The 20924-nt window shown below is 46.0% G+C and carries 35 protein-coding genes; 33 read left to right on the plus strand and 2 right to left on the minus strand.

Going from position 1 to position 20924, the window contains the following annotated elements:
• Positions 1 to 120: 120 nt before the first annotated feature.
• The 33 genes from rpsL (at position 121) to rplQ (ending at position 18379) form a co-directional block, all read left to right on the plus strand.
• Positions 121 to 498 carry a 30S ribosomal protein S12 gene (gene rpsL / locus W01_RS10755; protein WP_173054552.1) on the plus strand — a complete coding sequence of 126 codons (378 nt, stop codon included), beginning with the start codon at positions 121 to 123 and terminating at the stop codon, positions 496 to 498.
• Positions 499 to 566: 68 nt separating this feature from the next.
• Positions 567 to 1037: a 30S ribosomal protein S7 gene (gene rpsG / locus W01_RS10760; RefSeq protein ID WP_173054554.1), complete on the plus strand. Its 471-nt coding sequence runs from the start codon at positions 567 to 569 to the stop codon at positions 1035 to 1037.
• 46 nt (positions 1038 to 1083) lie between these two features.
• Complete coding sequence (gene fusA, locus W01_RS10765; protein WP_173054556.1) at positions 1084 to 3180, plus strand: elongation factor G; 2097 nt, start codon at positions 1084 to 1086, stop codon at positions 3178 to 3180.
• A gap of 47 nt (positions 3181 to 3227) precedes the next feature.
• Complete coding sequence (gene tuf / locus W01_RS10770; protein ID WP_173054534.1) at positions 3228 to 4418, plus strand: elongation factor Tu; 1191 nt, start codon at positions 3228 to 3230, stop codon at positions 4416 to 4418.
• A gap of 90 nt (positions 4419 to 4508) precedes the next feature.
• A complete protein-coding gene (gene rpsJ, locus W01_RS10775; protein WP_173054558.1) occupies positions 4509 to 4820 on the plus strand; it encodes a 30S ribosomal protein S10 in 312 nt (103 codons plus the stop codon).
• Between the two features lie 57 nt (positions 4821 to 4877).
• Positions 4878 to 5522, plus strand: a complete 645-nt coding sequence (gene rplC, locus W01_RS10780) for a 50S ribosomal protein L3 (protein WP_173054560.1) — start codon at positions 4878 to 4880, stop codon at positions 5520 to 5522.
• On the plus strand, positions 5522 to 6148 hold the full coding sequence (rplD, locus tag W01_RS10785; RefSeq protein ID WP_173054562.1) for a 50S ribosomal protein L4: 627 nt from the start codon (positions 5522 to 5524) through the stop codon (positions 6146 to 6148). The genes rplC and rplD overlap by 1 nt, the downstream gene beginning before the upstream one ends.
• The gene (gene rplW, locus W01_RS10790; protein WP_173054564.1) at positions 6145 to 6462 is read left to right on the plus strand and encodes a 50S ribosomal protein L23; all 318 of its coding nucleotides are present in this window, start codon (positions 6145 to 6147) and stop codon (positions 6460 to 6462) included. The genes rplD and rplW overlap by 4 nt, the downstream gene beginning before the upstream one ends.
• A 2-nt stretch (positions 6463 to 6464) precedes the next feature.
• The gene (rplB, locus tag W01_RS10795; RefSeq protein WP_173054566.1) at positions 6465 to 7292 is read left to right on the plus strand and encodes a 50S ribosomal protein L2; all 828 of its coding nucleotides are present in this window, start codon (positions 6465 to 6467) and stop codon (positions 7290 to 7292) included.
• 12 nt (positions 7293 to 7304) lie between these two features.
• On the plus strand, positions 7305 to 7589 hold the full coding sequence (rpsS, locus tag W01_RS10800) for a 30S ribosomal protein S19 (RefSeq protein WP_173054568.1): 285 nt from the start codon (positions 7305 to 7307) through the stop codon (positions 7587 to 7589).
• Between the two features lie 9 nt (positions 7590 to 7598).
• Entirely contained in the window at positions 7599 to 7928 is a 330-nt protein-coding gene (gene rplV / locus W01_RS10805) for a 50S ribosomal protein L22 (protein ID WP_242006944.1), read from the plus strand.
• A 6-nt stretch (positions 7929 to 7934) separates the two neighbouring features.
• Complete coding sequence (gene rpsC, locus W01_RS10810) at positions 7935 to 8648, plus strand: 30S ribosomal protein S3 (protein WP_173054572.1); 714 nt, start codon at positions 7935 to 7937, stop codon at positions 8646 to 8648.
• On the plus strand, positions 8632 to 9048 hold the full coding sequence (rplP, locus tag W01_RS10815; RefSeq protein ID WP_173054574.1) for a 50S ribosomal protein L16: 417 nt from the start codon (positions 8632 to 8634) through the stop codon (positions 9046 to 9048). Before rpsC ends, rplP begins: the two co-directional genes overlap by 17 nt.
• Before the next feature lie 2 nt (positions 9049 to 9050).
• Complete coding sequence (gene rpmC / locus W01_RS10820; RefSeq protein ID WP_173054576.1) at positions 9051 to 9242, plus strand: 50S ribosomal protein L29; 192 nt, start codon at positions 9051 to 9053, stop codon at positions 9240 to 9242.
• Positions 9242 to 9505 carry a 30S ribosomal protein S17 gene (gene rpsQ, locus W01_RS10825; protein ID WP_173054578.1) on the plus strand — a complete coding sequence of 88 codons (264 nt, stop codon included), beginning with the start codon at positions 9242 to 9244 and terminating at the stop codon, positions 9503 to 9505. The genes rpmC and rpsQ overlap by 1 nt, the downstream gene beginning before the upstream one ends.
• Positions 9506 to 9698: 193 nt before the next feature.
• A complete protein-coding gene (gene rplN, locus W01_RS10830) occupies positions 9699 to 10067 on the plus strand; it encodes a 50S ribosomal protein L14 (RefSeq protein ID WP_173054580.1) in 369 nt (122 codons plus the stop codon).
• Between the two features lie 52 nt (positions 10068 to 10119).
• On the plus strand, positions 10120 to 10434 hold the full coding sequence (rplX, locus tag W01_RS10835; RefSeq protein WP_173054582.1) for a 50S ribosomal protein L24: 315 nt from the start codon (positions 10120 to 10122) through the stop codon (positions 10432 to 10434).
• A gap of 12 nt (positions 10435 to 10446) precedes the next feature.
• Entirely contained in the window at positions 10447 to 10986 is a 540-nt protein-coding gene (gene rplE, locus W01_RS10840; protein ID WP_173054584.1) for a 50S ribosomal protein L5, read from the plus strand.
• A 7-nt stretch (positions 10987 to 10993) separates the two neighbouring features.
• The gene (rpsN, locus tag W01_RS10845) at positions 10994 to 11299 is read left to right on the plus strand and encodes a 30S ribosomal protein S14 (protein ID WP_173054586.1); all 306 of its coding nucleotides are present in this window, start codon (positions 10994 to 10996) and stop codon (positions 11297 to 11299) included.
• Positions 11300 to 11309: 10 nt separating this feature from the next.
• Complete coding sequence (rpsH, locus tag W01_RS10850; RefSeq protein ID WP_173054588.1) at positions 11310 to 11705, plus strand: 30S ribosomal protein S8; 396 nt, start codon at positions 11310 to 11312, stop codon at positions 11703 to 11705.
• Positions 11706 to 11715: 10 nt separating this feature from the next.
• Positions 11716 to 12249 carry a 50S ribosomal protein L6 gene (rplF, locus tag W01_RS10855; RefSeq protein WP_173054590.1) on the plus strand — a complete coding sequence of 178 codons (534 nt, stop codon included), beginning with the start codon at positions 11716 to 11718 and terminating at the stop codon, positions 12247 to 12249.
• A 12-nt stretch (positions 12250 to 12261) separates the two neighbouring features.
• Positions 12262 to 12618: a 50S ribosomal protein L18 gene (gene rplR / locus W01_RS10860; protein ID WP_173054592.1), complete on the plus strand. Its 357-nt coding sequence runs from the start codon at positions 12262 to 12264 to the stop codon at positions 12616 to 12618.
• 34 nt (positions 12619 to 12652) lie between these two features.
• Entirely contained in the window at positions 12653 to 13153 is a 501-nt protein-coding gene (rpsE, locus tag W01_RS10865; protein ID WP_445082529.1) for a 30S ribosomal protein S5, read from the plus strand.
• 38 nt (positions 13154 to 13191) lie between these two features.
• Entirely contained in the window at positions 13192 to 13368 is a 177-nt protein-coding gene (gene rpmD, locus W01_RS10870) for a 50S ribosomal protein L30 (protein WP_206752338.1), read from the plus strand.
• Entirely contained in the window at positions 13369 to 13803 is a 435-nt protein-coding gene (rplO, locus tag W01_RS10875) for a 50S ribosomal protein L15 (RefSeq protein ID WP_173054598.1), read from the plus strand.
• Entirely contained in the window at positions 13803 to 15134 is a 1332-nt protein-coding gene (secY, locus tag W01_RS10880; protein WP_173054600.1) for a preprotein translocase subunit SecY, read from the plus strand. Before rplO ends, secY begins: the two co-directional genes overlap by 1 nt.
• Complete coding sequence (infA, locus tag W01_RS10885; protein WP_173054602.1) at positions 15134 to 15352, plus strand: translation initiation factor IF-1; 219 nt, start codon at positions 15134 to 15136, stop codon at positions 15350 to 15352. The genes secY and infA overlap by 1 nt, the downstream gene beginning before the upstream one ends.
• Before the next feature lie 28 nt (positions 15353 to 15380).
• The gene (rpmJ, locus tag W01_RS10890) at positions 15381 to 15497 is read left to right on the plus strand and encodes a 50S ribosomal protein L36 (RefSeq protein WP_173054604.1); all 117 of its coding nucleotides are present in this window, start codon (positions 15381 to 15383) and stop codon (positions 15495 to 15497) included.
• A 69-nt stretch (positions 15498 to 15566) separates the two neighbouring features.
• Complete coding sequence (gene rpsM, locus W01_RS10895; protein WP_173054606.1) at positions 15567 to 15932, plus strand: 30S ribosomal protein S13; 366 nt, start codon at positions 15567 to 15569, stop codon at positions 15930 to 15932.
• Positions 15933 to 15950: 18 nt separating this feature from the next.
• Positions 15951 to 16340, plus strand: a complete 390-nt coding sequence (rpsK, locus tag W01_RS10900; RefSeq protein WP_173054608.1) for a 30S ribosomal protein S11 — start codon at positions 15951 to 15953, stop codon at positions 16338 to 16340.
• A 15-nt stretch (positions 16341 to 16355) separates the two neighbouring features.
• Positions 16356 to 16985 (plus strand): 30S ribosomal protein S4, encoded by a 630-nt coding sequence (rpsD, locus tag W01_RS10905; protein WP_173054610.1) that lies wholly within the window; start codon positions 16356 to 16358, stop codon positions 16983 to 16985.
• Positions 16986 to 17002: 17 nt separating this feature from the next.
• A complete protein-coding gene (locus W01_RS10910) occupies positions 17003 to 17974 on the plus strand; it encodes a DNA-directed RNA polymerase subunit alpha (RefSeq protein ID WP_173054613.1) in 972 nt (323 codons plus the stop codon).
• Between the two features lie 12 nt (positions 17975 to 17986).
• Entirely contained in the window at positions 17987 to 18379 is a 393-nt protein-coding gene (gene rplQ, locus W01_RS10915) for a 50S ribosomal protein L17 (RefSeq protein ID WP_173054615.1), read from the plus strand.
• Between the two features lie 271 nt (positions 18380 to 18650).
• On the opposite strand, the gene W01_RS10920 is transcribed toward rplQ, so the two are convergent.
• Together W01_RS10920 and W01_RS10925 are read right to left on the minus strand one after the other, a co-directional pair.
• The gene (locus W01_RS10920; protein WP_173054617.1) at positions 18651 to 19052 is read right to left on the minus strand and encodes a hypothetical protein; all 402 of its coding nucleotides are present in this window, start codon (positions 19050 to 19052) and stop codon (positions 18651 to 18653) included.
• A gap of 851 nt (positions 19053 to 19903) precedes the next feature.
• Positions 19904 to 20854: a hypothetical protein gene (locus W01_RS10925; RefSeq protein ID WP_173054619.1), complete on the minus strand. Its 951-nt coding sequence runs from the start codon at positions 20852 to 20854 to the stop codon at positions 19904 to 19906.
• Positions 20855 to 20924: the final 70 nt, after the last annotated feature.

A 20924-nucleotide genomic window follows, 5' to 3' on the forward strand; every position in this document is an offset into this window, starting at 1 on the left:
GGGTATTCCTCAATAGAATGCGCGGTCTTTTTGCCTGCCCACGTCCGGGGGGAGCAGTATAGTTTAGGCGGTTGTTTTTTATATTATTGATACATAAGAATATTTAGGAAAATTTAGATAATGCCAACCATCAATCAGCTAGTGCGCAAGCCTCGTGTCGCCGAACCTATGAAAAGTAAAGTTCCTGCTTTGGGTGGGAGTCCCCAAAAGCGGGGGGTGTGTACCCGTGTGTATACTACAACACCAAAGAAGCCAAATTCTGCCTTACGTAAGGTTGCCAAGGTTCGTTTAACTAATGGTTTTGAGGTTATCTCCTATATTGGAGGTGAAGGCCATAACTTGCAGGAGCACTCGGTGGTGCTTATACGTGGTGGCCGTGTGAAAGATTTGCCCGGTGTTCGTTATCATATGGTACGGGGTAGTTTGGATACCGCTGGAGTAAAAGATCGTAAGCAGTCCCGTTCCAAGTACGGCGCCAAACGTCCAAAAAAGGCTTGATTTATTGTCGAGCCCGGATTAATGAATTAGCCAGTTTTTTGAATTAGCCAGTTAACAAGAGGTTTAAGATGCCAAGACGTAGAGAAGTTCCAAAGCGTGAAATCCTGCCGGATCCAAAATATGGCAACCAAGATCTTTCCAAGTTTGTCAATGTTTTGATGGCGGCTGGAAAAAAATCTGTTGCCGAGCGCATTCTTTATGGTGCTTTGGAGCAAATCGTTAAGAAAAGCGGTAAAGATCCAATCGAGGTGTTTAATCTTGCGTTGGCCAATGTCAAGCCTCAAGTTGAGGTAAAGAGCCGTCGTGTTGGAGGGGCAAATTATCAGGTTCCCGTCGAAGTTCGTCCTTCGCGTCGAATGGCGTTGGCCATGCGCTGGCTTAAAGATTTTGCACGTAAACGTGGTGAAAAATCCATGGGTATGCGGCTGGCCGGCGAGTTGCTGGATGCGTCCGAAAGTCGGGGTGGTGCAGTTAAAAAACGTGAAGAAGTGCACCGTATGGCTGAAGCGAATAAAGCCTTTTCGCACTTCCGTTTCTAGAAATTTTTTAGCTGTTTCTGAGGGTTTTATAAGTTAGGTAACTATTGTGGCACGGAAAACATTAATCGAGCGATATCGTAATATTGGCATTAGCGCACATATAGATGCGGGTAAAACTACGACCACTGAACGTGTTCTGTTTTACACGGGCGTATCACATAAGATCGGTGAGGTGCATGATGGCGCCGCAGTGATGGACTGGATGGAGCAAGAGCAAGAGCGGGGTATTACCATTACATCGGCTGCGACAACTTGTTACTGGAAAGGCATGGACTCCAGCTTGCCTGAGCATCGCATTAACATCATCGACACGCCGGGGCACGTTGACTTCACTATTGAAGTTGAGCGATCAATGCGCGTTTTGGATGGTGCGTGTATGGTGTATTGCGCTGTGGGTGGTGTGCAGCCGCAGTCTGAGACGGTGTGGCGTCAAGCCAATAAATATGGTGTGCCGCGTTTGGCTTTTGTTAATAAGATGGATCGCTCTGGTGCGAATTTCTTTAATGTTTACGATCAAATGCGCGCTCGCTTGCGTGCCAATGTGGTGCCGATTCAATTACCGATTGGCGCAGAGGAAAAGTTTGAGGGTGTGATTGACTTGGTGCGGATGAAGGCGATTTGCTGGGATGAGGCTTCTCAGGGCATGAAGTTTGAGTTACGCGATATTCCTGCTAATTTGCTGGCGACAGCGCAAGAGTGGCGTGCGAAGATGGTGGAAAGTGCTGCCGAGGCAACCGAAGAGATGATGAACAAGTATCTCGAGGAAGGCGACTTGTCCGAAACGGATATTAAGCAGTGCTTGCGTATCCGTACCATTGCCAGTGAAATTGTTCCGATGTTGTGTGGTTCTGCCTTCAAAAATAAGGGTGTGCAGGCCATGCTGGATGCGGTGGTTGATTACCTGCCGGCACCGACTGATATTCCATCAGTGAAGGGCGAGCTGGAGAATGGGGCGGTAGGGGAACGCAAGGCACTCGACGATGAACCGTTCTCTGCGTTGGCGTTTAAAATTATGACCGACCCATTCGTGGGGCAGTTAATTTTTTTCCGCGTGTATTCTGGTCAGTTGAAAGCGGGCGATACGGTTTACAATCCAATCAAAGGTAAAAAGGAGCGCATTGGCCGAATTTTGTTGATGCATGCTAATGAGCGAGAAGAGATCAAGGAGGTTTTTGCGGGTGATATTGCTGCTGCTGTTGGTTTAAAAGAGGCGACTACAGGTGAGACTTTGTGTGATCCGGCCAATGTGATTACGTTGGAACGCATGATATTCCCTGAGCCGGTAATTCATATTGCTGTTGAGCCGAAAACTAAGGCTGACCAAGAAAAAATGGGCATGGCGCTGAATCGTTTGGCGAAAGAGGACCCTTCTTTCCGTGTGCATACTGACTTGGAGTCTGGTCAAACCATTATTTCTGGTATGGGTGAGTTGCATTTGGAAGTTTTGGTTGAGCGCATGAAGCGTGAATTTAGCGTGGAGGCGAATGTTGGCGCGCCACAAGTAGCGTACCGCGAAGCGATACGCAAGGAGGTTGAGGTTGAGGGCAAGTTCGTTAAGCAATCGGGTGGACGCGGTCAATTTGGTCATGTATGGTTAAAAATTGAGCCAAATGAAACGGGCAAAGGCTTTGAATTTGTGGATGCCATTAAAGGTGGATCAGTTCCGCGTGAATTTATTCCGGCTGTAAAAAAGGGCTTGGAAGATACTTTGCCGAATGGTGTGTTGGCGGGTTTCCCTGTGGTGGATATTAAAGTTACTCTGTTTGATGGTTCTTACCATGATGTAGATTCTAACGAAAATGCATTTAAGATGGCTGCTTCTATGGGTTTCAAAGATGGTATGCGTAAGGCAAGCCCAGTGTTGTTGGAGCCGATGATGTCGGTCGAGGTGGAAACTCCAGAAGATTACACGGGTACGGTAATGGGGGACTTGTCATCTCGTCGTGGAATGGTTCAAGGCATGGAAGACATGATCGGCGGTGGGAAGATCGTGAAGGCAGAAGTTCCTTTGGCAGAGATGTTTGGTTATTCTACTGCGTTGCGTTCCGCAACCCAAGGTCGAGCTACATATACGATGGAATTTAAGCATTACACCGAAGCGCCAAAAAACGTGGCTGAAGCGGTGATGAGTAGTAGGAAATAATTTTAAGATAACTCATGAACCGTCAATAAATCAAGGAACTTTAAATCATGGCAAAGAGTAAATTTGAGCGAACCAAGCCGCACATCAATGTAGGCACGATTGGTCACGTTGATCACGGCAAAACCACCCTGACTGCAGCGATTACCACCGTGCTGTCCAAGAAGTTTGGTGGCGAGGCTAAGGGGTATGACCAGATTGACGCAGCGCCGGAAGAAAAGGCGCGCGGCATCACCATTAACACCGCTCACGTTGAATATGAAACGTCTGGCCGCCACTACGCCCACGTAGACTGTCCGGGCCATGCAGATTACATTAAAAACATGATTACCGGTGCTGCGCAGATGGACGGTGCTATCCTGGTAGTGTCTGCCGCCGATGGTCCTATGCCGCAAACGCGGGAGCACATCCTGTTGGCGCGTCAAGTGGGTGTGCCCTACATCATCGTCTACATGAATAAAGCCGACATGGTGGATGACCCCGAGCTGCTCGAGCTGGTTGAAATGGAGGTGCGTGAACTTCTGACCAAATACGACTTCCCGGGTGATGATACCCCGATCATTATTGGTAGTGCGCTTAAAGCTTTACAAGGTGACCAGTCCGAAATTGGCGAGCCCTCCATCTTTCGTTTGGCCGAGGCGCTGGACGCCTACATACCTCAGCCTATGCGCGTCATGGATGGCACCTTCCTGATGCCCGTTGAAGATGTTTTCTCCATCTCCGGTCGAGGTACCGTGGTAACGGGCCGGGTGGAGCGTGGCGTCGTCAAGGTGGGTGAGGAAATTGAAATTATCGGCCTCAAGCCCACGATTAAAACCATCTGCACCGGCGTGGAAATGTTCCGCAAGCTACTTGACCAAGGTCAGGCTGGCGATAACGTGGGTATATTGTTGCGTGGCACCAAGCGTGAAGAAGTCGAACGTGGTCAAGTTCTGGCTAAGCCGGGTTCTATCACTCCGCATACCAAGTTTTCAGCTGAGATTTACGTTCTCAGCAAAGATGAGGGGGGTCGTCACACTCCGTTTTTCCAAGGTTACCGTCCGCAATTCTATTTTAGAACTACCGACGTAACGGGTGCGGTTGAGCTGCCGGCTGGCACTGAAATGGTAATGCCGGGAGACAACGTGTCGGTGACGGTGAGCTTGATAGCCCCGATCGCAATGGAAGAGGGTCTGCGTTTCGCGATACGCGAAGGCGGTCGCACCGTCGGTGCCGGTGTGGTGGCTAAGGTGATCGAGTAATAGTACGTGCAATAAGATACAAATTCATTATATAATGTCAAGTTAACCCGATATTGCGGCAATAGCTACCGAAAAGTAGAATAAAAAATTATGAAAAGTCAGAATATTCGTATACGCCTAAAAGCATTTGATTACCGTCTGATTGATCAGTCTGCATCTCGTATAGTAGAGACTGCGAAGCGTACTGGGGCGGTGGTAAAGGGCCCGGTTCCCCTCCCTACTAAAATAGAGCGTTTTGATGTTTTGCGTTCCCCGCACGTTAATAAAACCTCGCGTGATCAATTTGAGATTCGAACACATCTGCGTATGCTAGACATTGTTGATCCGACCGAGAAAACTGTGGATGCATTAATGAAGTTGGATTTACCTGCGGGCGTGGATGTTGTAATTAAATTGCAGTAATTGTGGTAAGTGAATCGGCTGGCCAATTGTAGTCAGCCCCTTAAGAAGGATATAAAAATGAGTTTAGGACTTGTCGGTCGAAAGGTTGGCATGACCCGCATTTTTACCGATGATGGAGTGTCTTTGCCGGTGACAGTGTTGGACGTGTCCAATAATCGTATTACCCAAATTAAAACCTTGAATATTGATGGTTATAGTGCAGTGCAAATTGCGTTTGGGGTGCGACGTGCAAGTCGCGTCACAAAGGCAGTGGCGGGTCATTATGCTAAAGCGGGCGTGGTTGCGGGTAGTGTGCAAAAAGAATTTGTTGCTGGCCCTGATGAATTGAGCGGTCTGCAGGCGGGTGGTACGCTGAGCGTAGATTTATTTAAGGTTGGTCAGAAAGTGGACGTGACTGGTGTTACGCTTGGTAAGGGTTTTAGCGGTGTAATTAAGCGTTACCATTTTAATTCCGGTCGTGCCACGCACGGTAATTCAAAATCCCACAATGTGCCTGGTTCTATTGGTATGGCGCAAGATCCGGGTCGCGTGTTCCCGGGTAAGCGCATGTCCGGGCATCTTGGCGATGTGCAGCGTACTGTACAAAACCTCAAAATAGTTCGTATTGACATTGATCGTCAGCTATTGCTGATAATGGGTGCGGTTCCAGGTTCAAAAGGTGGGGACGTTGTTGTGCGCCCAGCAGTAAAGGCAGGTGTATAATGGAACTTAAGGTTATTGACGGTAAGGGTTTGGTGAGCGCTAGTATGTCAGCTTCCGATGAGTTGTTTGGTCGCGAATATAACGAGGCGCTGATCCACCAGATTGTGATTGCATATCAGGCCAATGCACGTTTTGGCAATAGTAAGCAAAAGGGCCGTAGTGAAATTGCGAAGAGTACGCGTAAGCCTTGGGCCCAAAAAGGGACTGGTCGTGCACGTGCTGGTATGGCATCTAGCCCATTGTGGCGCGGTGGCGGTAAAATTTTTCCAAGCAGTCCGGACGAGAATTTTACTCAGAAGGTCAACCGTAAAATGTATCGTGCTGGATTGGCTTCTATTTTTTCGCAGTTAGTGCGTGAAAATCGTTTGACGGTAGTTGATAGTCTGACGCTTGAGGCGCCAAAGACAAAGCTGTTGGCGCAGAAGATGGCGGATATGGGTTTTGATTCAAGCCGAGTGTTGATTATTGTTAATGATATTGATGATAATTTATATTTATCTTCGCGTAATTTGCCAAATGTGCTTGTGTTGGAGGCTCATTTGGCGGACCCAGTAAGTTTGGTGCGTTTTCCAAAAGTACTTGTGACGCTTGATGCTATGAGGAAAATTGAGGAGATGCTGGCATGAGTAACCAAAGATTCAGCCAGGAGCGTTTGATGAACGTATTGCAAGCTCCGCAGATATCTGAAAAAGCAACGTATGTGGCTGATAAATATGCACAAGTAATTTTTCGGGTGGACTCTAGTGCTACGAAGCCGGAGATTAAAGCTGCTGTCGAATTGATGTTCAAGGTGGATGTCGAGAGCGTTCAGGTTGCCTTGGTTAAGGGTAAGCAAAAGCGTTTTGGCAAGTTCATGGGCCGGCGTAAAGATTGGAAAAAGGCATATGTATGCCTTGCGCCTGGTCAGAAAATCAATTTTTCTGAGAGTGAGCAAGGATAATTATGGCACTGATCAAACTAAAACCAAGCTCTCCGGGGCGACGCGCTGTTGTGCGTGTGGTCAATAGTGACTTGCATAAGGGGAAGCCCCATGCGCCGTTGCTGGAAAAAAAGAACAGAACGGCTGGTCGTAACCATAATGGGCATATCACCATCCGACATATGGGTGGTGGGCATAAAAAAAATTATCGCATAGTTGATTTCAAGCGTGATAAAGATAGTGTTTCTGCTATTGTTGAGCATTTAGAATATGACCCGAACCGCAGCGCGCATGTGGCGCTCTTATGCTACGCTGATGGCGAGCGCCGTTACATTATTGCGCCTAAGGGTGTAGCGGTAGGTTCTCAATTAGTGAGCGGCTCAGAAGCGCCAATTAAGGCGGGTAATGCCTTGCCGTTGCGCAATATTCCGGTAGGTTCGACTATACACTGCATTGAAATGATGCCAGGTAAAGGCGCGCAATTGGCACGTTCGGCTGGTACTTCAGTGCAATTGTTGGCACGTGAGGGTGGGTACGCACAATTGCGTTTGCGTTCGGGCGAAATTCGTAAGGTACATGTGGATTGTAAGGCGACCATAGGCGAAGTTGGCAATGCAGAGCACAGCTTGCGTTCTATCGGTAAGGCTGGTGCGATGCGTTGGCGTGGAGTGCGCCCGACCGTGCGTGGTGTGGCGATGAACCCGGTTGATCATCCGCATGGGGGTGGCGAAGGAAAGACTGCTGCTGGTCGTAATCCGGTCAGCCCATGGGGTGTGCCAGCCAAGGGCTTTCGTACACGTCGTAACAAGCGCACTAACGGCATGATAGCACGCCGTCGCTTTCAGACTTAAGGGGTAAAAATTATGGCACGTTCCATTAAAAAAGGTCCATTCGTCGATGCTTACTTAGTAAAAAAAATTGAAACTGTGCGTGTCAGTAATGATAAGCGACCAGTGAGGACTTGGTCGCGACGGTCTACAGTGCTGCCTGAATTCGTTGGTTTGACAATTGCTGTGCATAATGGCAAGCAGCATATCCCTGTGTATATCTCTGAGAATATGGTGGGTCACAAGCTTGGTGAATTTTCGCTGACTCGCACTTTCAAAGGACACGCTGCTGACAAAAAAGCAGTGGTCAAGAAAAAATAAGGAGGTATGATGAACACAATCGCAGTAGTAAAAGGTGTTCGCCTGTCGGCTCAGAAGGGCCGTTTAGTGGCTGATCAAATTCGGGGTTTGTCAGTTAGTCAGGCATTAAATACTCTAGCTTTTAGCCCAAAAAAAGCAGCTGTAATTATTAAAAAAGGCTTGGAGTCAGCAATTGCCAATGCTGAGCATAATGATGGCGCTGACATTGATGACCTGAAGGTTGCTACTATCTATGTGGATAAAGGAGCCTCGCTGAAAAGGACGTCGGCTCGTGCCAAGGGACGAGGCAATAGCATCGAGAAGCAGACCTGTCACATTACGATTATCGTTGGGAGCTAAGCAGATATGGGACAGAAAATTCATCCAATTGGTTTTCGATTGAGTGTGCAGAAAAACTGGACTTCGAAATGGTATGCTAACAGCAAGAATTTTGCCGGGATGCTACTTAAGGATATTGAGGTACGTGATTATCTGAAGAAAAAGCTTTTTGGTGCGGGTGTATCCAAGATCGTCATCGAACGACCAGCTAAAAACGCTAAAATAACAATTTATACCGCTCGCCCCGGTGTTGTGATTGGCAAAAAGGGTGAGGATATCGAAGCTCTGCGGGCCGAGTTAAGAAAGCGCATGGGGTTGCCTGATGTCGCATTAAACATTGAGGAAGTGCGGAAGCCTGAAACTGATGCTCAGTTGATTGCGGAAAGCATTACCTCGCAGTTAGAAAAGCGCATCATGTTCCGCCGGGCTATGAAACGGGCTATGCAGAACGCCATGCGGCTGGGTGCTCAAGGTATTAAGATTATGAGTGCAGGTCGTCTTAATGGAATCGAAATTGCGCGCACTGAATGGTATCGCGAAGGACGTGTGCCATTACATACGCTACGTGCTAATATCGACTACGGTACTGCTGAGGCTAAAACCACTTACGGCATCATTGGCGTTAAGGTATGGGTTTATAAAGGCGATCATACTGGTGTAGAGGAAGTATCTGCGCCGATAGCATCCGAACCTGAAAAAAGAGTAAGAAAGCCGGGGACAAAACATGCTACAGCCAGCTAGAAGAAAATATCGCAAGGAGCAAAAAGGGCGTAATACCGGTATCGCGACACGAGGCAACAAGGTTAGCTTTGGTGAGTTTGGTCTCAAGGCCGTAGCCCGTGGTCGCCTAACGGCACGTCAGATTGAGGCGGCGCGGCGCGCCATGACTCGCCACATTAAACGTGGTGGCCGTATTTGGATTCGTATTTTTCCGGACAAACCTATTTCACAAAAGCCTGCCGAAGTACGTATGGGTAATGGTAAGGGTAATCCGGAGTATTATGTTGCTGAAATTCAGCCTGGCAAGATGCTATATGAGATGGATGGCGTGGAAGAGTTGATAGCGCGCGAGGCTTTCCGTCTTGCTTCAGCTAAGCTACCTATTGCCACGACGTTTGTAATTAGACAAGTAGGGGCGTAATTATGAAGGCGAACGAATTAAGAATTAAATCTGTAACAGATTTGGATAAAGAATTGCTGTCTCTGACCAAAGCGCAATTTGGCTTGCGTATGCAGGTGGCAACACAGCAATTGAGTAATAATAGCCAGCTTCTCAAGATGCGTCGTGACATTGCTCGCGTGAAAACCATATTGACAGAAAAGGGTACTCAATAATGAGTGCAACAAATTTAAAGCGAACGCTGGTGGGCATGGTTGTAAGTGACAAGATGGATAAAACTGTTACCGTACTGGTTGAGCGTAAGGTTAAGCACTCTCTTTTAGGTAAAGTATTGCGTGTGTCGAAAAAATATCATGCTCATGATGAGAATAATGAATTTCATCAGGGTGATTTAGTTTCAATAGAAGAATGCCGTCCGCTGGCTAAGACCAAGAGTTGGCGTGTGACTAAACTAGTTGAAAAATCTCAAGCGGTTTAATTTCTATTCTGCCGTCAGACCGGTAAAATCTACCGTTAAAACGGCAAAATTAATTTTATTTAATGCTTGTGTTACTTAAAAGTCTCACGTATACTGCGAGACTTCGCTTAATTGCTGCTTTTTTTGCGGCAACCTAACCCAAACGGGTTCCAAGACTAGTCGCTTTTATGCGGATAAAGTTGGAGTATAAATAATGATACAAATGCAATCTGTTTTAAGTGTGGCTGACAATACTGGCGCGCGTTCTGTTATGTGCATCAAAGTATTGGGTGGGTCCAAGTGTCGATATGCGGCCATTGGGGATGTAATTAAAGTCAGCATAAGAGATGCTGCTCCACGTGCCCGCGTAAAAAAAGGTGAGGTATACAGTGCTGTGGTGGTGCGTACAGCTAAGGGTGTGCGTCGTCCGGATGGTTCTTTGATAAAATTTGATGGTAATGCTGCGGTTTTGCTGAATGCGAAACTTGAGCCAATTGGCACTCGAATTTTTGGCCCGGTTACGCGAGAGTTACGTACTGAGCGATTTATGAAAATCGTATCGCTCGCTCCTGAGGTTTTGTAAGCGGCGGTAAGTATTGTATAAGCGACGATATAAAGCAGTCTAAGGAAGAGTTATGCGCAAGATTAAAAAAAATGATGACGTAATTGTCATAGCTGGAAGAGACAAAGGTAGCCGTGGTAGTGTGTTGCGAGTGCTTGGTGATCGTTTGCTGGTAAGTGGCGTTAACATGGTCAAAAAGCATCAGAAGCCAAATCCAGTAAAGGGTTTGACTGGTGGTATCGTGGCCATGGAAATATCGATCCATGTCTCAAATGTTGCTATTTATAACGCGGCATCAAAAAAGCCTGATCGTGTTGGTGTTAAAGTCCTTGAAGATGGTCGCAAAATGCGGATCTTTAAGTCGAGTGGCGAAGTGATTGGCGCGTAAAGGGGGAATGGCATGGCTCGTCTGTATGAGTTTTACAAAGATACGGTAGCTCCGGGGCTGATGAAGCAGTTTGGTTATAAGTCTATTATGGAAGTGCCGCGTATTGAAAAGATCACTCTAAATATGGGAGTGGGTGAAGCAGTGGCAGACAAGAAAGTTATGGAGCATGCTGTTAGTGATATGCAGAAAATTGCTGGGCAGAAACCGGTCGTGACCAAATCTAAGAAGTCTATCGCAGGTTTTAAAATTCGTGAAAATTATCCTGTTGGATGCAAGGTTACTTTGCGTAAAGCCCGTATGTATGAATTTCTAGATCGTTTGGTAACGGTGGCTATTCCGCGTATCCGTGATTTTCGGGGTATTTCTGGCAAAGCGTTTGATGGTCGTGGCAATTACAATATGGGTGTTAAGGAACAGATTATCTTCCCAGAGATTGAATATGACAAAATTGATGCATTGCGTGGTATGAATATCACTATTACTACCAGTGCAAAAACTGATGAAGAGGCGCGTGCGCTCCTACTGGCTTTCAAATTTCCGTTGAAGAACTGAGGGTAAAATGGCTAAAGCAGCTGTCATTAATCGCGAACAAAAGCGTCGCGACATAGTAAAAAAATACTCCGTTAAGCGTGCTGAGCTGTTGGCAACTATAGTTAACGTTAAATTGAGTGATGAAGATCGTTATATTGCCCGTCAGAAGCTGCAAGCACTTCCGAGAAATTCTAACCCGGTGCGTTTGCGTAATCGTTGCTCGTTGACTGGGCGTCCGCGTGGTGTTTTCAGCAAGTTTGGTCTGGGTCGAATTAAGCTGCGTGAGTTTGTAATGCGCGGTGAGGTACCTGGTGTAATCAAGGCAAGCTGGTAAGGGTGAATCTATGAGTATGAGTGATCCGATCTCCGACATGCTGACGCGCATTAGAAATGCGCAGATGGCGGAAAAAGCAAACGTAAGGATGCCTTCTTCTAAGCTAAAAGTGGCGATTGCCCAAGTGCTGCAGGATGAGGGTTATGTAGGGGGCTATAATGTTTCTAGTGTGGGCGGTAAGCCTACATTGGAAATTGACCTGAAATATTATGCAGGACGACCAGTGATTGAAAATATTCAGCGCGTAAGTCGCCCTGGTCTACGTATGTACAAGGGTTGCGATGATATACCTAATGTGATGAACGGTTTGGGTATTGCCATTGTGTCTACCTCAAAGGGGTTGATGACTGATCGCAAGGCACGCGCCAATGGAATTGGTGGCGAAGTGTTGTGCATAGTCGCGTAACGGGGTAATTATGTCTAGAGTCGCTAAAAATCCTATAGCTTTACCGGCTGGTGTCGAAGTAATGCTGGTTGCTAACGAAATTTCCGTTAAAGGCCCGTTGGGAACAATGAAACAGACGCTGAGCAACGATGTTGTTGTGCAGCATGAGGGTGAGGAGTTGCTGTGCAAAGCTAGCAATGAATCTGCGAAAGCGGATGCTATGTCGGGTACTATTCGTGCGCTGGTTGCTAATATGGTACAAGGTGTGACCAAGGGTTTCGAGCGTAAGCTGACCTTGGTTGGCGTTGGTTATCGTGCTCAAGCCACTGATGACATTCTTAATCTGACTCTTGGTTTTTCCCACCCTGTGGTTTATAAGGTGCCTGTTGGTGTCACTGTTTCGACGCCGACACAAACCGAAGTTGTATTAAAAAGTACAAATAAGCAACAGGTTGGTCAAGTTGCCGCTGAAATTCGCGCGTTCCGAGAGCCTGAGCCTTACAAGGGTAAAGGGGTTCGTTATGCCGAAGAAGTGGTAAAGCTGAAAGAAACTAAGAAAAAATAATTGAGGCGGATAATGTTTATCAAGAATGATGCGCGTCAGCGCAGGGCTCGTAAAACGCGTGCCAAAATTGCTGGTCAGAAGTCGATTCGTTTGGCAATACGTCGCAGCAATTTACATATTTATGCTCAGGTGATTTCTGCTTGCGGCAGTAAAGTTTTAGTAAGTGCTTCAACTTTAGAATCTGAGGTGCGGAAAGAGCTTGCTAATGGGGGAAATATTGCGGCCGCCATAATGGTGGGAAAGCGTATCGCTGAAAAAGCTAAAGATGCTGGTATTGCTGAGGTTGCTTTTGACCGTTCCGGCTATAAATATCATGGCCGTGTAAAAGCGCTTGCTGCTGCTGCACGTGAGCATGGCTTGAAGTTCTAACTTGAGGTGAATGATGGCTAAAGCGCAGGGAAGAATGCAACAATCGGAGGATCGTGGTGATGGTCTTATCGAGAAGATGATTTCGATCAATCGTGTAACCAAGGTGGTGAAGGGGGGTCGCATTATGGGATTCGCCGCGCTAACCGTAGTTGGAGATGGCGATGGTCGCATAGGCATGGGCAAGGGGAAGTCTAAGGAGGTGCCGGTTGCCGTGCAGAAATCGATGGAAGAGGCACGTCGAAAGATGATTAATGTTAATTTGAATAAAGGCACTTTGCATCATACGGTGATTGGGCGTCATGGCGCTGCAAAGGTGTACATGCAGCCAGCATCAGAAGGTACTGGAATTATTGCGGGTGGCGCAATGCGTGCTGTGTTTGAGGCAGTGGGTGTACATAATGTCTTGGCTAAATGCATTGGTTCGAGTAATCCATACAATGTAGTGCGCGCAACTTTGAATGGGCTGCAGGCTATCAATTCTCCATCTGAAATTGCTGCCAAGCGTGGTATGAGCATAGAAGAAATTCAGGGGTAATTCAAATGGCACAGACTCAACAAAACGTAACAGCAGCAATGGGAAAGCTTCGCGTAACACTGGTTAAAAGCGTGATCGGTACTAAAGAATCGCATCGCGCATGTGTGCGTGGGTTAGGTTTGCGTCGTTTAAATCATACCGTCATAGTGGAAGATTCGCCAGCTGTACGAGGCATGATTCACGAGGTCTATTACTTGGTTAAGTGCGAGGCATAAATGCAACTCAATAAAATTAAACCTGCAGAAGGTTCTACTCATGCTAAGCGTCGTGTTGGACGTGGTATTGGTTGCGGTCTGGGTAAAACTTGTGGTCGCGGCCATAAAGGTCAAAAATCGCGTTCTGGTGGCTTTCATAAGGTTGGTTTTGAAGGTGGTCAGATGCCGTTGCAACGCCGTTTGCCTAAGCGCGGTTTTATTTCGTTGACTCGTTATGACAGTGCTCAAGTTCGCTTATCTGACTTGGAAAAAATGGCGGTTGATGTGATTGACTTGTTGTCATTGAAACAAGCTGGAGTTGTGCCTGCTGCAGCGCGGATTGTTAAGGTTGTGATGTCTGGTGAGATCAAGCGCTCCGTGAAGTTACAAGGTTTGTTGCTTACCAAGGGTGCGCGTGCTGCAATTCAAGCTGCTGGCGGTAGCATTGCAGAGTAATGGTGGCTCCTGTGGATGCGGTAGCTAAAAAGCGTTTGAATAATGGTAAGTATGGTGACCTTGGCCGCCGTTTATGGTTTTTGTTGGGTGCATTGGTAGTTTACCGTATTGGTGCGCATATACCGGTGCCAGGTATTGACCCTATGGTGTTGGCTGATTTGTTCAATTCGCAAAAGAGCGGTATTTTAGGCATGTTTAACATGTTTTCTGGTGGTGCGCTCTCGCGTTTTACGATTCTAGCGCTGGGTATTATGCCGTACATATCCGCTTCCATTATCATGCAATTGGCCACACATGCGGTACCACATCTAGAACAATTGAAAAAAGACGGTGAGGTGGGTCGTCGTAAGATTACTCAGTACACACGCTATGGCACTTTGGCGCTGGCACTGTTTCAAGCATTTGGTATGTCTGTGGCACTGCAATCACAAGCAGGATTGGTATTGCATCCAGGAATGATGTTTCAAATAACTACAGTAATTACCTTGTTATCTGGCACAATGTTTTTAATGTGGTTGGGAGAGCAAATTACTGAGCGTGGCCTAGGAAATGGTATCTCTCTGATTATTTTTGCTGGGATTGCTGCGGGATTACCTAATGCAATTGGTAGCACTCTGGAATTAGCGCGGACTGGCGCGTTCTCTATCCCGCTGGTGTTATTGTTATTGTTTGGTTCGATTGGAATAACAGCGTTGGTAGTGTTTGTTGAGCGCGGTCAGCGAAAAATTCTTGTCAATTATGCCAAGCGTCAGGTTGGAAATAAGGTATATGGTGGTCAAAGTTCGCATTTGCCGTTAAAAGTAAATATGGCTGGTGTGATACCACCAATTTTTGCCTCAAGTATTATTTTATTCCCGGCAACGTTGGCTGGTTGGTCTGCGAGCGGTCAAGGATTGAATTGGTTGAAAGATATCAGTGACAAACTGTCTCCAGGCCAGCCTATATATGTGATGTTGTATGCAGCGGCAATTATTTTCTTCTGTTTTTTTTATACAGCACTCGTTTTCAATCCGAAAGAAACGGCAGAAAACCTGAAGAAAAGTGGCGCTTTTTTACCTGGAATTCGTCCAGGTGATTTGACTGCTCGGTACATTGAAAACATCATGCTGCGCTTGACTTTGGTTGGTGCTGTGTACGTGACATTGGTGTGTCTGTTGCCAGAGTTTTTGGTAGTAAAGTGGAACGTGCCATTTTACTTTGGCGGTACCTCGTTATTAATTATGGTTGTGGTGACTATGGATTTTATGTCGCAAGTTCAATCTTATCTGATGACGCATCAGTATGAAAGCTTGTTAAAGAAGGCAAATTTTAAGGGTGGATTGATTCGCTGATGGCCAAGGAAGATGCGATGCAAATGCAGGGAGAGGTTGTAGAATCTCTTCCTAATGCAACCTTTCGTGTGAAGCTAGAAAATGGTCATATAGTGTTGGGTCATATCTCCGGTAAGATGCGTATGCACTATATTCGTATTTTGCCCGGTGATAAGGTTACAGTTGAACTGACCCCCTATGACTTGACCAAAGGGCGCATTACCTTTCGCGCCAAGTAGTAGTTGCGTGTAGTACTAAGGAGAAAAAATGAAAGTGCAAGCATCGGTAAAAAAAGTTTGTCGTAATTGTAAAGTAGTACGGCGTAAAGGGGTTGTACGCGTGATCTGTAGTAGTGATGCACGCCACAAGCAACGCCAGGGCTAAGTGAGGGTGAGTAAGCTTCTCTCTCAAATGGTAATCTTTAATGCCTTTTTTAAACGATAGGGTAGTTGCATGGCTCGTATTGCAGGGGTAAACATTCCAAATCATCAGCACACTGTAATCGCTTTGACCGCGATTTATGGTGTTGGTAACACTCGGGCGCGTAAAATATGCGCCGCTGTCGGGGTTAACATCTCCACCAAAATAAAAGATCTCGCTGATGCAGAAATGGATAAATTGCGCGATGAGGTCGCTAAGTTTACGGTGGAAGGCGATTTGCGTCGAGAAATTTCGATGAATATAAAAAGATTGATGGACTTAGGTTGCTATCGTGGCTTGCGCCATCGCCGTGGTTTGCCAGTGCGGGGACAACGGACGCGCACTAATGCGCGCACTCGTAAGGGTCCGCGCAAGTCTGTTGCCGGCGCCAAGAAGTAATTTTCGAGAGGATTGAGCATGGCTAAAACAAACACGCGAGTGCGCAAAAAAGTCAAAAAGAACGTAGCTGAGGGTATTGCCCATGTGCACGCTTCCTTTAACAATACTATTGTGACAATTACTGACCGCCAGGGTAACGCTTTGGCTTGGTCTACTAGTGGCAGCAATGGTTTTAAAGGCTCGCGTAAAAGCACACCTTTCGCAGCGCAAATTGCTGGTGAGACAGCCAGTAAGGCTGCTCAGGAATGTGGCGTAAAAAACCTTGAAGTGCGCATAAAAGGTCCCGGCCCTGGTCGTGAATCGGCAGTGCGTGCTTTAAATGCGGCAGGTTTTAAAATCACCAGCATTTCTGACATTACGCCAGTTCCACACAATGGCTGCCGTCCGCCAAAAAAGCGTCGTATCTAAATTTAGGAGATAGCCTTGGCTAGAAATCTGGATCCAAAGTGCCGTCAGTGCCGTCGTGAAGGCGAAAAACTGTTTCTGAAGGGCGAAAAATGTTTTACCGATAAATGCGGGGTTGAGCGTCGTGCTTATCCTCCTGGTCAGCACGGACAAAAGAAAAACTCTCGCTTGTCTGATTACGGTGGTCAGTTGCGTGAAAAGCAAAAAGTTCGTCGTATTTATGGCATGCTCGAGCACCAATTTCGTTTGACCTATCGCTCGGCAGAAATACAGCGCGGTATTACTGGTGAAAATTTATTGCAGTTGCTGGAATCACGTCTAGATAATGTATCTTATCGCATGGGTTTCGGTGCATCTCGTTCCGAGGCACGCCAAGTAGTTCGACACAATGGTATCTTGGTGAATGGCAAACGTGTCAATATACCATCCTACCAGATTCGTACTGGTGATGTGGTCGAGATAGCAGACAGCGCCAAGATGCAGCTGCGCGTTAAGGCGGCATTGCAAGCAGCCGAGCAACGTGGTTTCCCGGAATGGGTTGAGGTTGATTCTAAGGCTATGAAGGGTACATATAAGTCTAAGCCTCAACGCTCTGAGTTGCCTGCGTCTATTAACGAGCATCTTATTGTCGAGTTGTATTCCAAGTAATTCATGCGGAGTCGGATATGCATAACAATGATTTTCTGAAACCCCGCATTATCGAAGTGCAAAGAACTTCCAGCATGCAGGCTAAAATTGTGATGGAGCCTTTTGAACGTGGCTATGGGCATACACTTGGTAATGCTTTGCGCCGCATACTGTTGTCTTCCATGCCTGGTTATGCTCCTACTGAGGTTAAAATTGCTAGTGTGTTACATGAATATTCCTCTATTGATGGCGTACAGGAAGATGTAGTTGAAATCTTGCTTAATTTAAAGGGAGTAGTGCTTAAGCTTCATAATGCTAATGCAGTTATGCTGACTTTGAAGAAAGAAGGCATAGGTGTGGTGACGGCAGGTGATATTATTGTTGATGCTGATACTGAGGTGATTAATCCTTCTCACGTTATCGCTCATCTGACTGCGGGCGGTAAGTTGGATATGGAAATTAAGGTCGAGCAAGGTCGAGGCTACGTATCAGCTATTGCTCGTCAGTCTCCACTTGAAAATCGTGCAGTTGGACATATTGCTCTTGATGCATCTTTCAGTCCAGTGAGCCGGGTTAGCTATGCAGTTGAAAGTGCTCGTGTAGAACAGCGCACCGATTTAGACAAACTGATAATGGAAATTGAAACTAATGGTGCTATTGACCCTGAAGAAGCGATTCGTTATGCGGCTCGTATATTAGTTGAACAGTTTTCAGTATTTGCCGCACTGGAAGGCACGCCAGCGCCTGTGGAAAAGCCACAAACTCCTAAGGTTGATCCTATGTTGTTGCGTCCAGTAGACGATTTGGAGCTGACTCCACGTTCATCCAATTGCCTTAAGGCACAAAGTATTCATTATGTTGGGGATTTGATTCAAAACACTGAAAATGATTTGTTACGTACCCCTAACTTGGGTCGTAAGTCTTTGAACGAAATCAAACAGGTACTGGCTGAACATGGTCTATCATTGGGAATGAAATTGGAAAATTGGCCAGTGACTATTGAGAAGTAAGAAAGGATAATTATGCGTCACCGTTTAGGACTAAGAAAACTTAATCGTACAAGCAGCCATCGGTTGGCAATGCTGCGTAATATGATAGCTTCTTTGCTGCGTCATGAAGTTATAAAAACTACGCTGCCTAAGGCAAAAGAACTACGTCGTGTAGCTGAGCCGGTTTTAACTTTGGGCAAGAATCCTAGTTTGGCTAACCGCCGCTTGGCATTTGCACGGTTGCGTGACCGCGAAATGGTTACTAAGTTGTTCGATGAGCTTGGCCCACGTTATGCAACTCGGAATGGAGGCTATTCACGTATCTTGAAATTTGGTTTTCGTAAAGGAGACAATGCACCAATGGCGCTGGTAGAGTTGTTAGATCGCCCATTGGTAAATGAATCGGTTGAAACTGAAACAAAATAATACGAATAAATAAAGATGCATAGCCGGACTTGTCCGGCTTTTTTATTTATTAATATTATTAATCCGGCCAAGATATGTTTGAATTTACGAACCAGTCAAATCGCACAGGGGCGGGGGGCTCCTCCCACTTCAAATTTCACTTGGTCGTATCATCAATTAGTCATGAAAATATTTATCGGGAGTATATTCAATCTATTGTACATGCTTGCTTGTGCTCGTCGCTGAGCTCTACGATCTAGGGGTTTAGGGGGGCGCGCGCGCGGGTACTGTTTTAAGAAAACCAGCGTAAAAAGGCAGCTGCGGTCAGTGCTATTAGGCCAAGGGCTGCGAGCAGTTGCCATGCAAGATGTTGGCGCTCTATGGTCAGATTAGTGGAATAGCGTAGGTAAATTATGACAATACTCACTCCAGATACTGCACATAACATTTTAATAAGCAACGCAGTCATAGCAATGCCATGTATGTCTGGAAGTTTTCCGTAGTAATGATAGCTGACTGCAGCAAAACTCATGCCGCTCATTGCTTGAGCCATCCATCCGAATCCCACTAGCCAAGCAAGTTTGCGATAGAGAGCAACTGTTCCTAGACATAATGCAAATGCGGCACCGCCCATAACAGCAACGGCACCAAAATTATGCACCACCTGTACTAAGGCGTAGCTCAGGTTTTCCATAACAGTCAAGTCATTATATTATGTTAATGTTGGTGCATGCTTGGGTCCCGATGGGAGTATGCCCCTTGTTAACTATTTTGATGCATATGGCGTGTTTTCCTGGATCCAGAGGTTCTACTGTGTGGTTGCTTTTTAGTTTGCGTATTACGACTGCTTCCTTGTCATCCACGTATAAATGTACATGATCGCCATTCGGACCGGGTACTACTTCGTAGGAAACTTCGATTTTCGATTTTCTACTTATTTTTGCTCCATCAATGGGTGATGAAATCGTTACTGAAGCATCAGCCGCTACAACGACTGGAACGTAGCTGCCCAAAAAAAACGATATTATTAGTGGTTTAAGTATGCGCATAGTTTTTCTTCTTGGAATGTATAGATAAAAACATTATTTATATTACTCGGGAGTGATATTTTATGCGTTTAGCCGTTTTATTAATATAACATGTTAAACGGATAGGCTGAAAGGATAATTTTTTTATTTACGCTTGGAAAATGGATATAAAGTTTAGGGGTTGCACAAGCGTGTTGGAATCAAGTTTAGATTATTCTAAAGATTAGTGTGGGCAATCGACGATTTCATGAGAGTTTAAGGTGGAAAAAAGATCAATGCTAATATTTAGTTAATTTTATTGGTGAGTGAAGATGCAATAATAAAAAAGCCAGCTTAGGCTGGCTTTTTTATTATTGCAAATACGCTTGATAACAAGCTGTTTCGCAATCAATTTAAGCTAGTATTTTTGTATAAAGTGGGTACCGTTCATTAAGCGAAGATACCCAATTTTTACACAAAATACATGCACTATACGGACGGCATAGTTCAAGTATTTTACAAATACAATAAATTCACTTTAAACTGTAACTGCAACGCAAGCTTGCGTTCCCATATCAACCACTTCATGGAACTCATCTACTATCTTGATACAGATGTCATGCTTTCCTGGTCCGAGCAGATCCAAGCCAACCGTGTAGCCATAGCTGCCGTTTAATAAATGTATCCCGGAAAAATGCTTGCCATCTATAAACAGATGCCCATGCTCATCATTGTATAGAATGGTTGGCGATTGGTAACGGTATGTACCTTCAGGAGCTAACTTTGTGTAACCGGCATTTTGAGGTTGACGAGTAGTATCCACAAAGTTTCCGCCGGGTACTATTGCATATTGAAGCCTGATCTTTGCCGGTTTTGTACCTGCTTTAGTATCAGTATTTTCTACGACTGCATTCATGGTTACAATTGAACCCGTGCCCCTCGGGGTGCCATCATTAACGCCGTGAATTTTAGTGTAGGTTTTGCTCGCATCGGTTTCTTCAGGATGATAACCCAGACCGGTTTCAATCGGAGCTACGCAATACGGGGCTCCACTTGCTATACAGCCTCCAGTACCATTTGCTCTGTCTCCCGCCCAGGATTCGTTAAAGTCTGTATCGTAAAGAGGTTTGCCATCTGCATATGGAATAGCGGTTTTAAAGTCTGGGGTATATTTGGTGGGTTGTTTACCATGATAACTGGCTTGACCAGCACCGCCTTCTTCTTTTTGCCATTGCTCTAAATGATGTTTCCCAATGTTATATTGACCTTGGGTTTCATATTGGTATTTAGGGGCTGTTTCACCGCCGCCAGGAGGATAGTTGCCCGGTATGCCGACTTGCCTTTCTGGATGCAGACTGCCGGCTTGGGGATCGGGTGCAAACGAGCCTGCCGGAGGAAGAAAATTGTATTGAGCATGTGGGCCGTCATATGCCATGGCAGCCGGGGAACTAATAGCAAGCAGTAGTGCCAGTGAGTTAACTCTGCGCATAATTATTACTCCTCTAAGTAAATAAATAAAAAAGATAAACCCACTCGTACCGTCCGCGGGGGCTCTTAGA

Source organism: Candidatus Nitrotoga sp. AM1P (genome assembly GCF_013168275.1).
Lineage (GTDB): Bacteria > Pseudomonadota > Gammaproteobacteria > Burkholderiales > Gallionellaceae > Nitrotoga.

Coding starts and splice junctions, on each gene's coding strand:
- W01_RS10910 (WP_173054613.1), top strand. CDS start 17,003: ATGCATAACAATGATTTTCTGAAACCCCGCATTATCGAAGTGCAAAGA.
- rplF (WP_173054590.1), top strand. CDS start 11,716: ATGTCTAGAGTCGCTAAAAATCCTATAGCTTTACCGGCTGGTGTCGAA.
- rplQ (WP_173054615.1), top strand. CDS start 17,987: ATGCGTCACCGTTTAGGACTAAGAAAACTTAATCGTACAAGCAGCCAT.
- rpmJ (WP_173054604.1), top strand. CDS start 15,381: ATGAAAGTGCAAGCATCGGTAAAAAAAGTTTGTCGTAATTGTAAAGTA.
- rplE (WP_173054584.1), top strand. CDS start 10,447: ATGGCTCGTCTGTATGAGTTTTACAAAGATACGGTAGCTCCGGGGCTG.
- rplN (WP_173054580.1), top strand. CDS start 9,699: ATGATACAAATGCAATCTGTTTTAAGTGTGGCTGACAATACTGGCGCG.
- rplB (WP_173054566.1), top strand. CDS start 6,465: ATGGCACTGATCAAACTAAAACCAAGCTCTCCGGGGCGACGCGCTGTT.
- rpmD (WP_206752338.1), top strand. CDS start 13,192: ATGGGAAAGCTTCGCGTAACACTGGTTAAAAGCGTGATCGGTACTAAA.
- W01_RS10920 (WP_173054617.1), bottom strand. CDS start 19,052: ATGGAAAACCTGAGCTACGCCTTAGTACAGGTGGTGCATAATTTTGGT.
- rplD (WP_173054562.1), top strand. CDS start 5,522: ATGGAACTTAAGGTTATTGACGGTAAGGGTTTGGTGAGCGCTAGTATG.
- infA (WP_173054602.1), top strand. CDS start 15,134: ATGGCCAAGGAAGATGCGATGCAAATGCAGGGAGAGGTTGTAGAATCT.
- rpsG (WP_173054554.1), top strand. CDS start 567: ATGCCAAGACGTAGAGAAGTTCCAAAGCGTGAAATCCTGCCGGATCCA.
- rpsC (WP_173054572.1), top strand. CDS start 7,935: ATGGGACAGAAAATTCATCCAATTGGTTTTCGATTGAGTGTGCAGAAA.
- rpsJ (WP_173054558.1), top strand. CDS start 4,509: ATGAAAAGTCAGAATATTCGTATACGCCTAAAAGCATTTGATTACCGT.
- rpsH (WP_173054588.1), top strand. CDS start 11,310: ATGAGTATGAGTGATCCGATCTCCGACATGCTGACGCGCATTAGAAAT.
- secY (WP_173054600.1), top strand. CDS start 13,803: ATGGTGGCTCCTGTGGATGCGGTAGCTAAAAAGCGTTTGAATAATGGT.
- rplC (WP_173054560.1), top strand. CDS start 4,878: ATGAGTTTAGGACTTGTCGGTCGAAAGGTTGGCATGACCCGCATTTTT.
- rpsL (WP_173054552.1), top strand. CDS start 121: ATGCCAACCATCAATCAGCTAGTGCGCAAGCCTCGTGTCGCCGAACCT.
- rpsQ (WP_173054578.1), top strand. CDS start 9,242: ATGAGTGCAACAAATTTAAAGCGAACGCTGGTGGGCATGGTTGTAAGT.
- rplP (WP_173054574.1), top strand. CDS start 8,632: ATGCTACAGCCAGCTAGAAGAAAATATCGCAAGGAGCAAAAAGGGCGT.
- rplX (WP_173054582.1), top strand. CDS start 10,120: ATGCGCAAGATTAAAAAAAATGATGACGTAATTGTCATAGCTGGAAGA.
- rpsK (WP_173054608.1), top strand. CDS start 15,951: ATGGCTAAAACAAACACGCGAGTGCGCAAAAAAGTCAAAAAGAACGTA.
- rplR (WP_173054592.1), top strand. CDS start 12,262: ATGTTTATCAAGAATGATGCGCGTCAGCGCAGGGCTCGTAAAACGCGT.
- rplW (WP_173054564.1), top strand. CDS start 6,145: ATGAGTAACCAAAGATTCAGCCAGGAGCGTTTGATGAACGTATTGCAA.
- rpsS (WP_173054568.1), top strand. CDS start 7,305: ATGGCACGTTCCATTAAAAAAGGTCCATTCGTCGATGCTTACTTAGTA.
- rplV (WP_242006944.1), top strand. CDS start 7,599: ATGAACACAATCGCAGTAGTAAAAGGTGTTCGCCTGTCGGCTCAGAAG.
- rpsM (WP_173054606.1), top strand. CDS start 15,567: ATGGCTCGTATTGCAGGGGTAAACATTCCAAATCATCAGCACACTGTA.
- tuf (WP_173054534.1), top strand. CDS start 3,228: ATGGCAAAGAGTAAATTTGAGCGAACCAAGCCGCACATCAATGTAGGC.
- rplO (WP_173054598.1), top strand. CDS start 13,369: ATGCAACTCAATAAAATTAAACCTGCAGAAGGTTCTACTCATGCTAAG.
- W01_RS10925 (WP_173054619.1), bottom strand. CDS start 20,854: ATGCGCAGAGTTAACTCACTGGCACTACTGCTTGCTATTAGTTCCCCG.
- rpsN (WP_173054586.1), top strand. CDS start 10,994: ATGGCTAAAGCAGCTGTCATTAATCGCGAACAAAAGCGTCGCGACATA.
- rpmC (WP_173054576.1), top strand. CDS start 9,051: ATGAAGGCGAACGAATTAAGAATTAAATCTGTAACAGATTTGGATAAA.
- rpsE (WP_445082529.1), top strand. CDS start 12,653: ATGCAACAATCGGAGGATCGTGGTGATGGTCTTATCGAGAAGATGATT.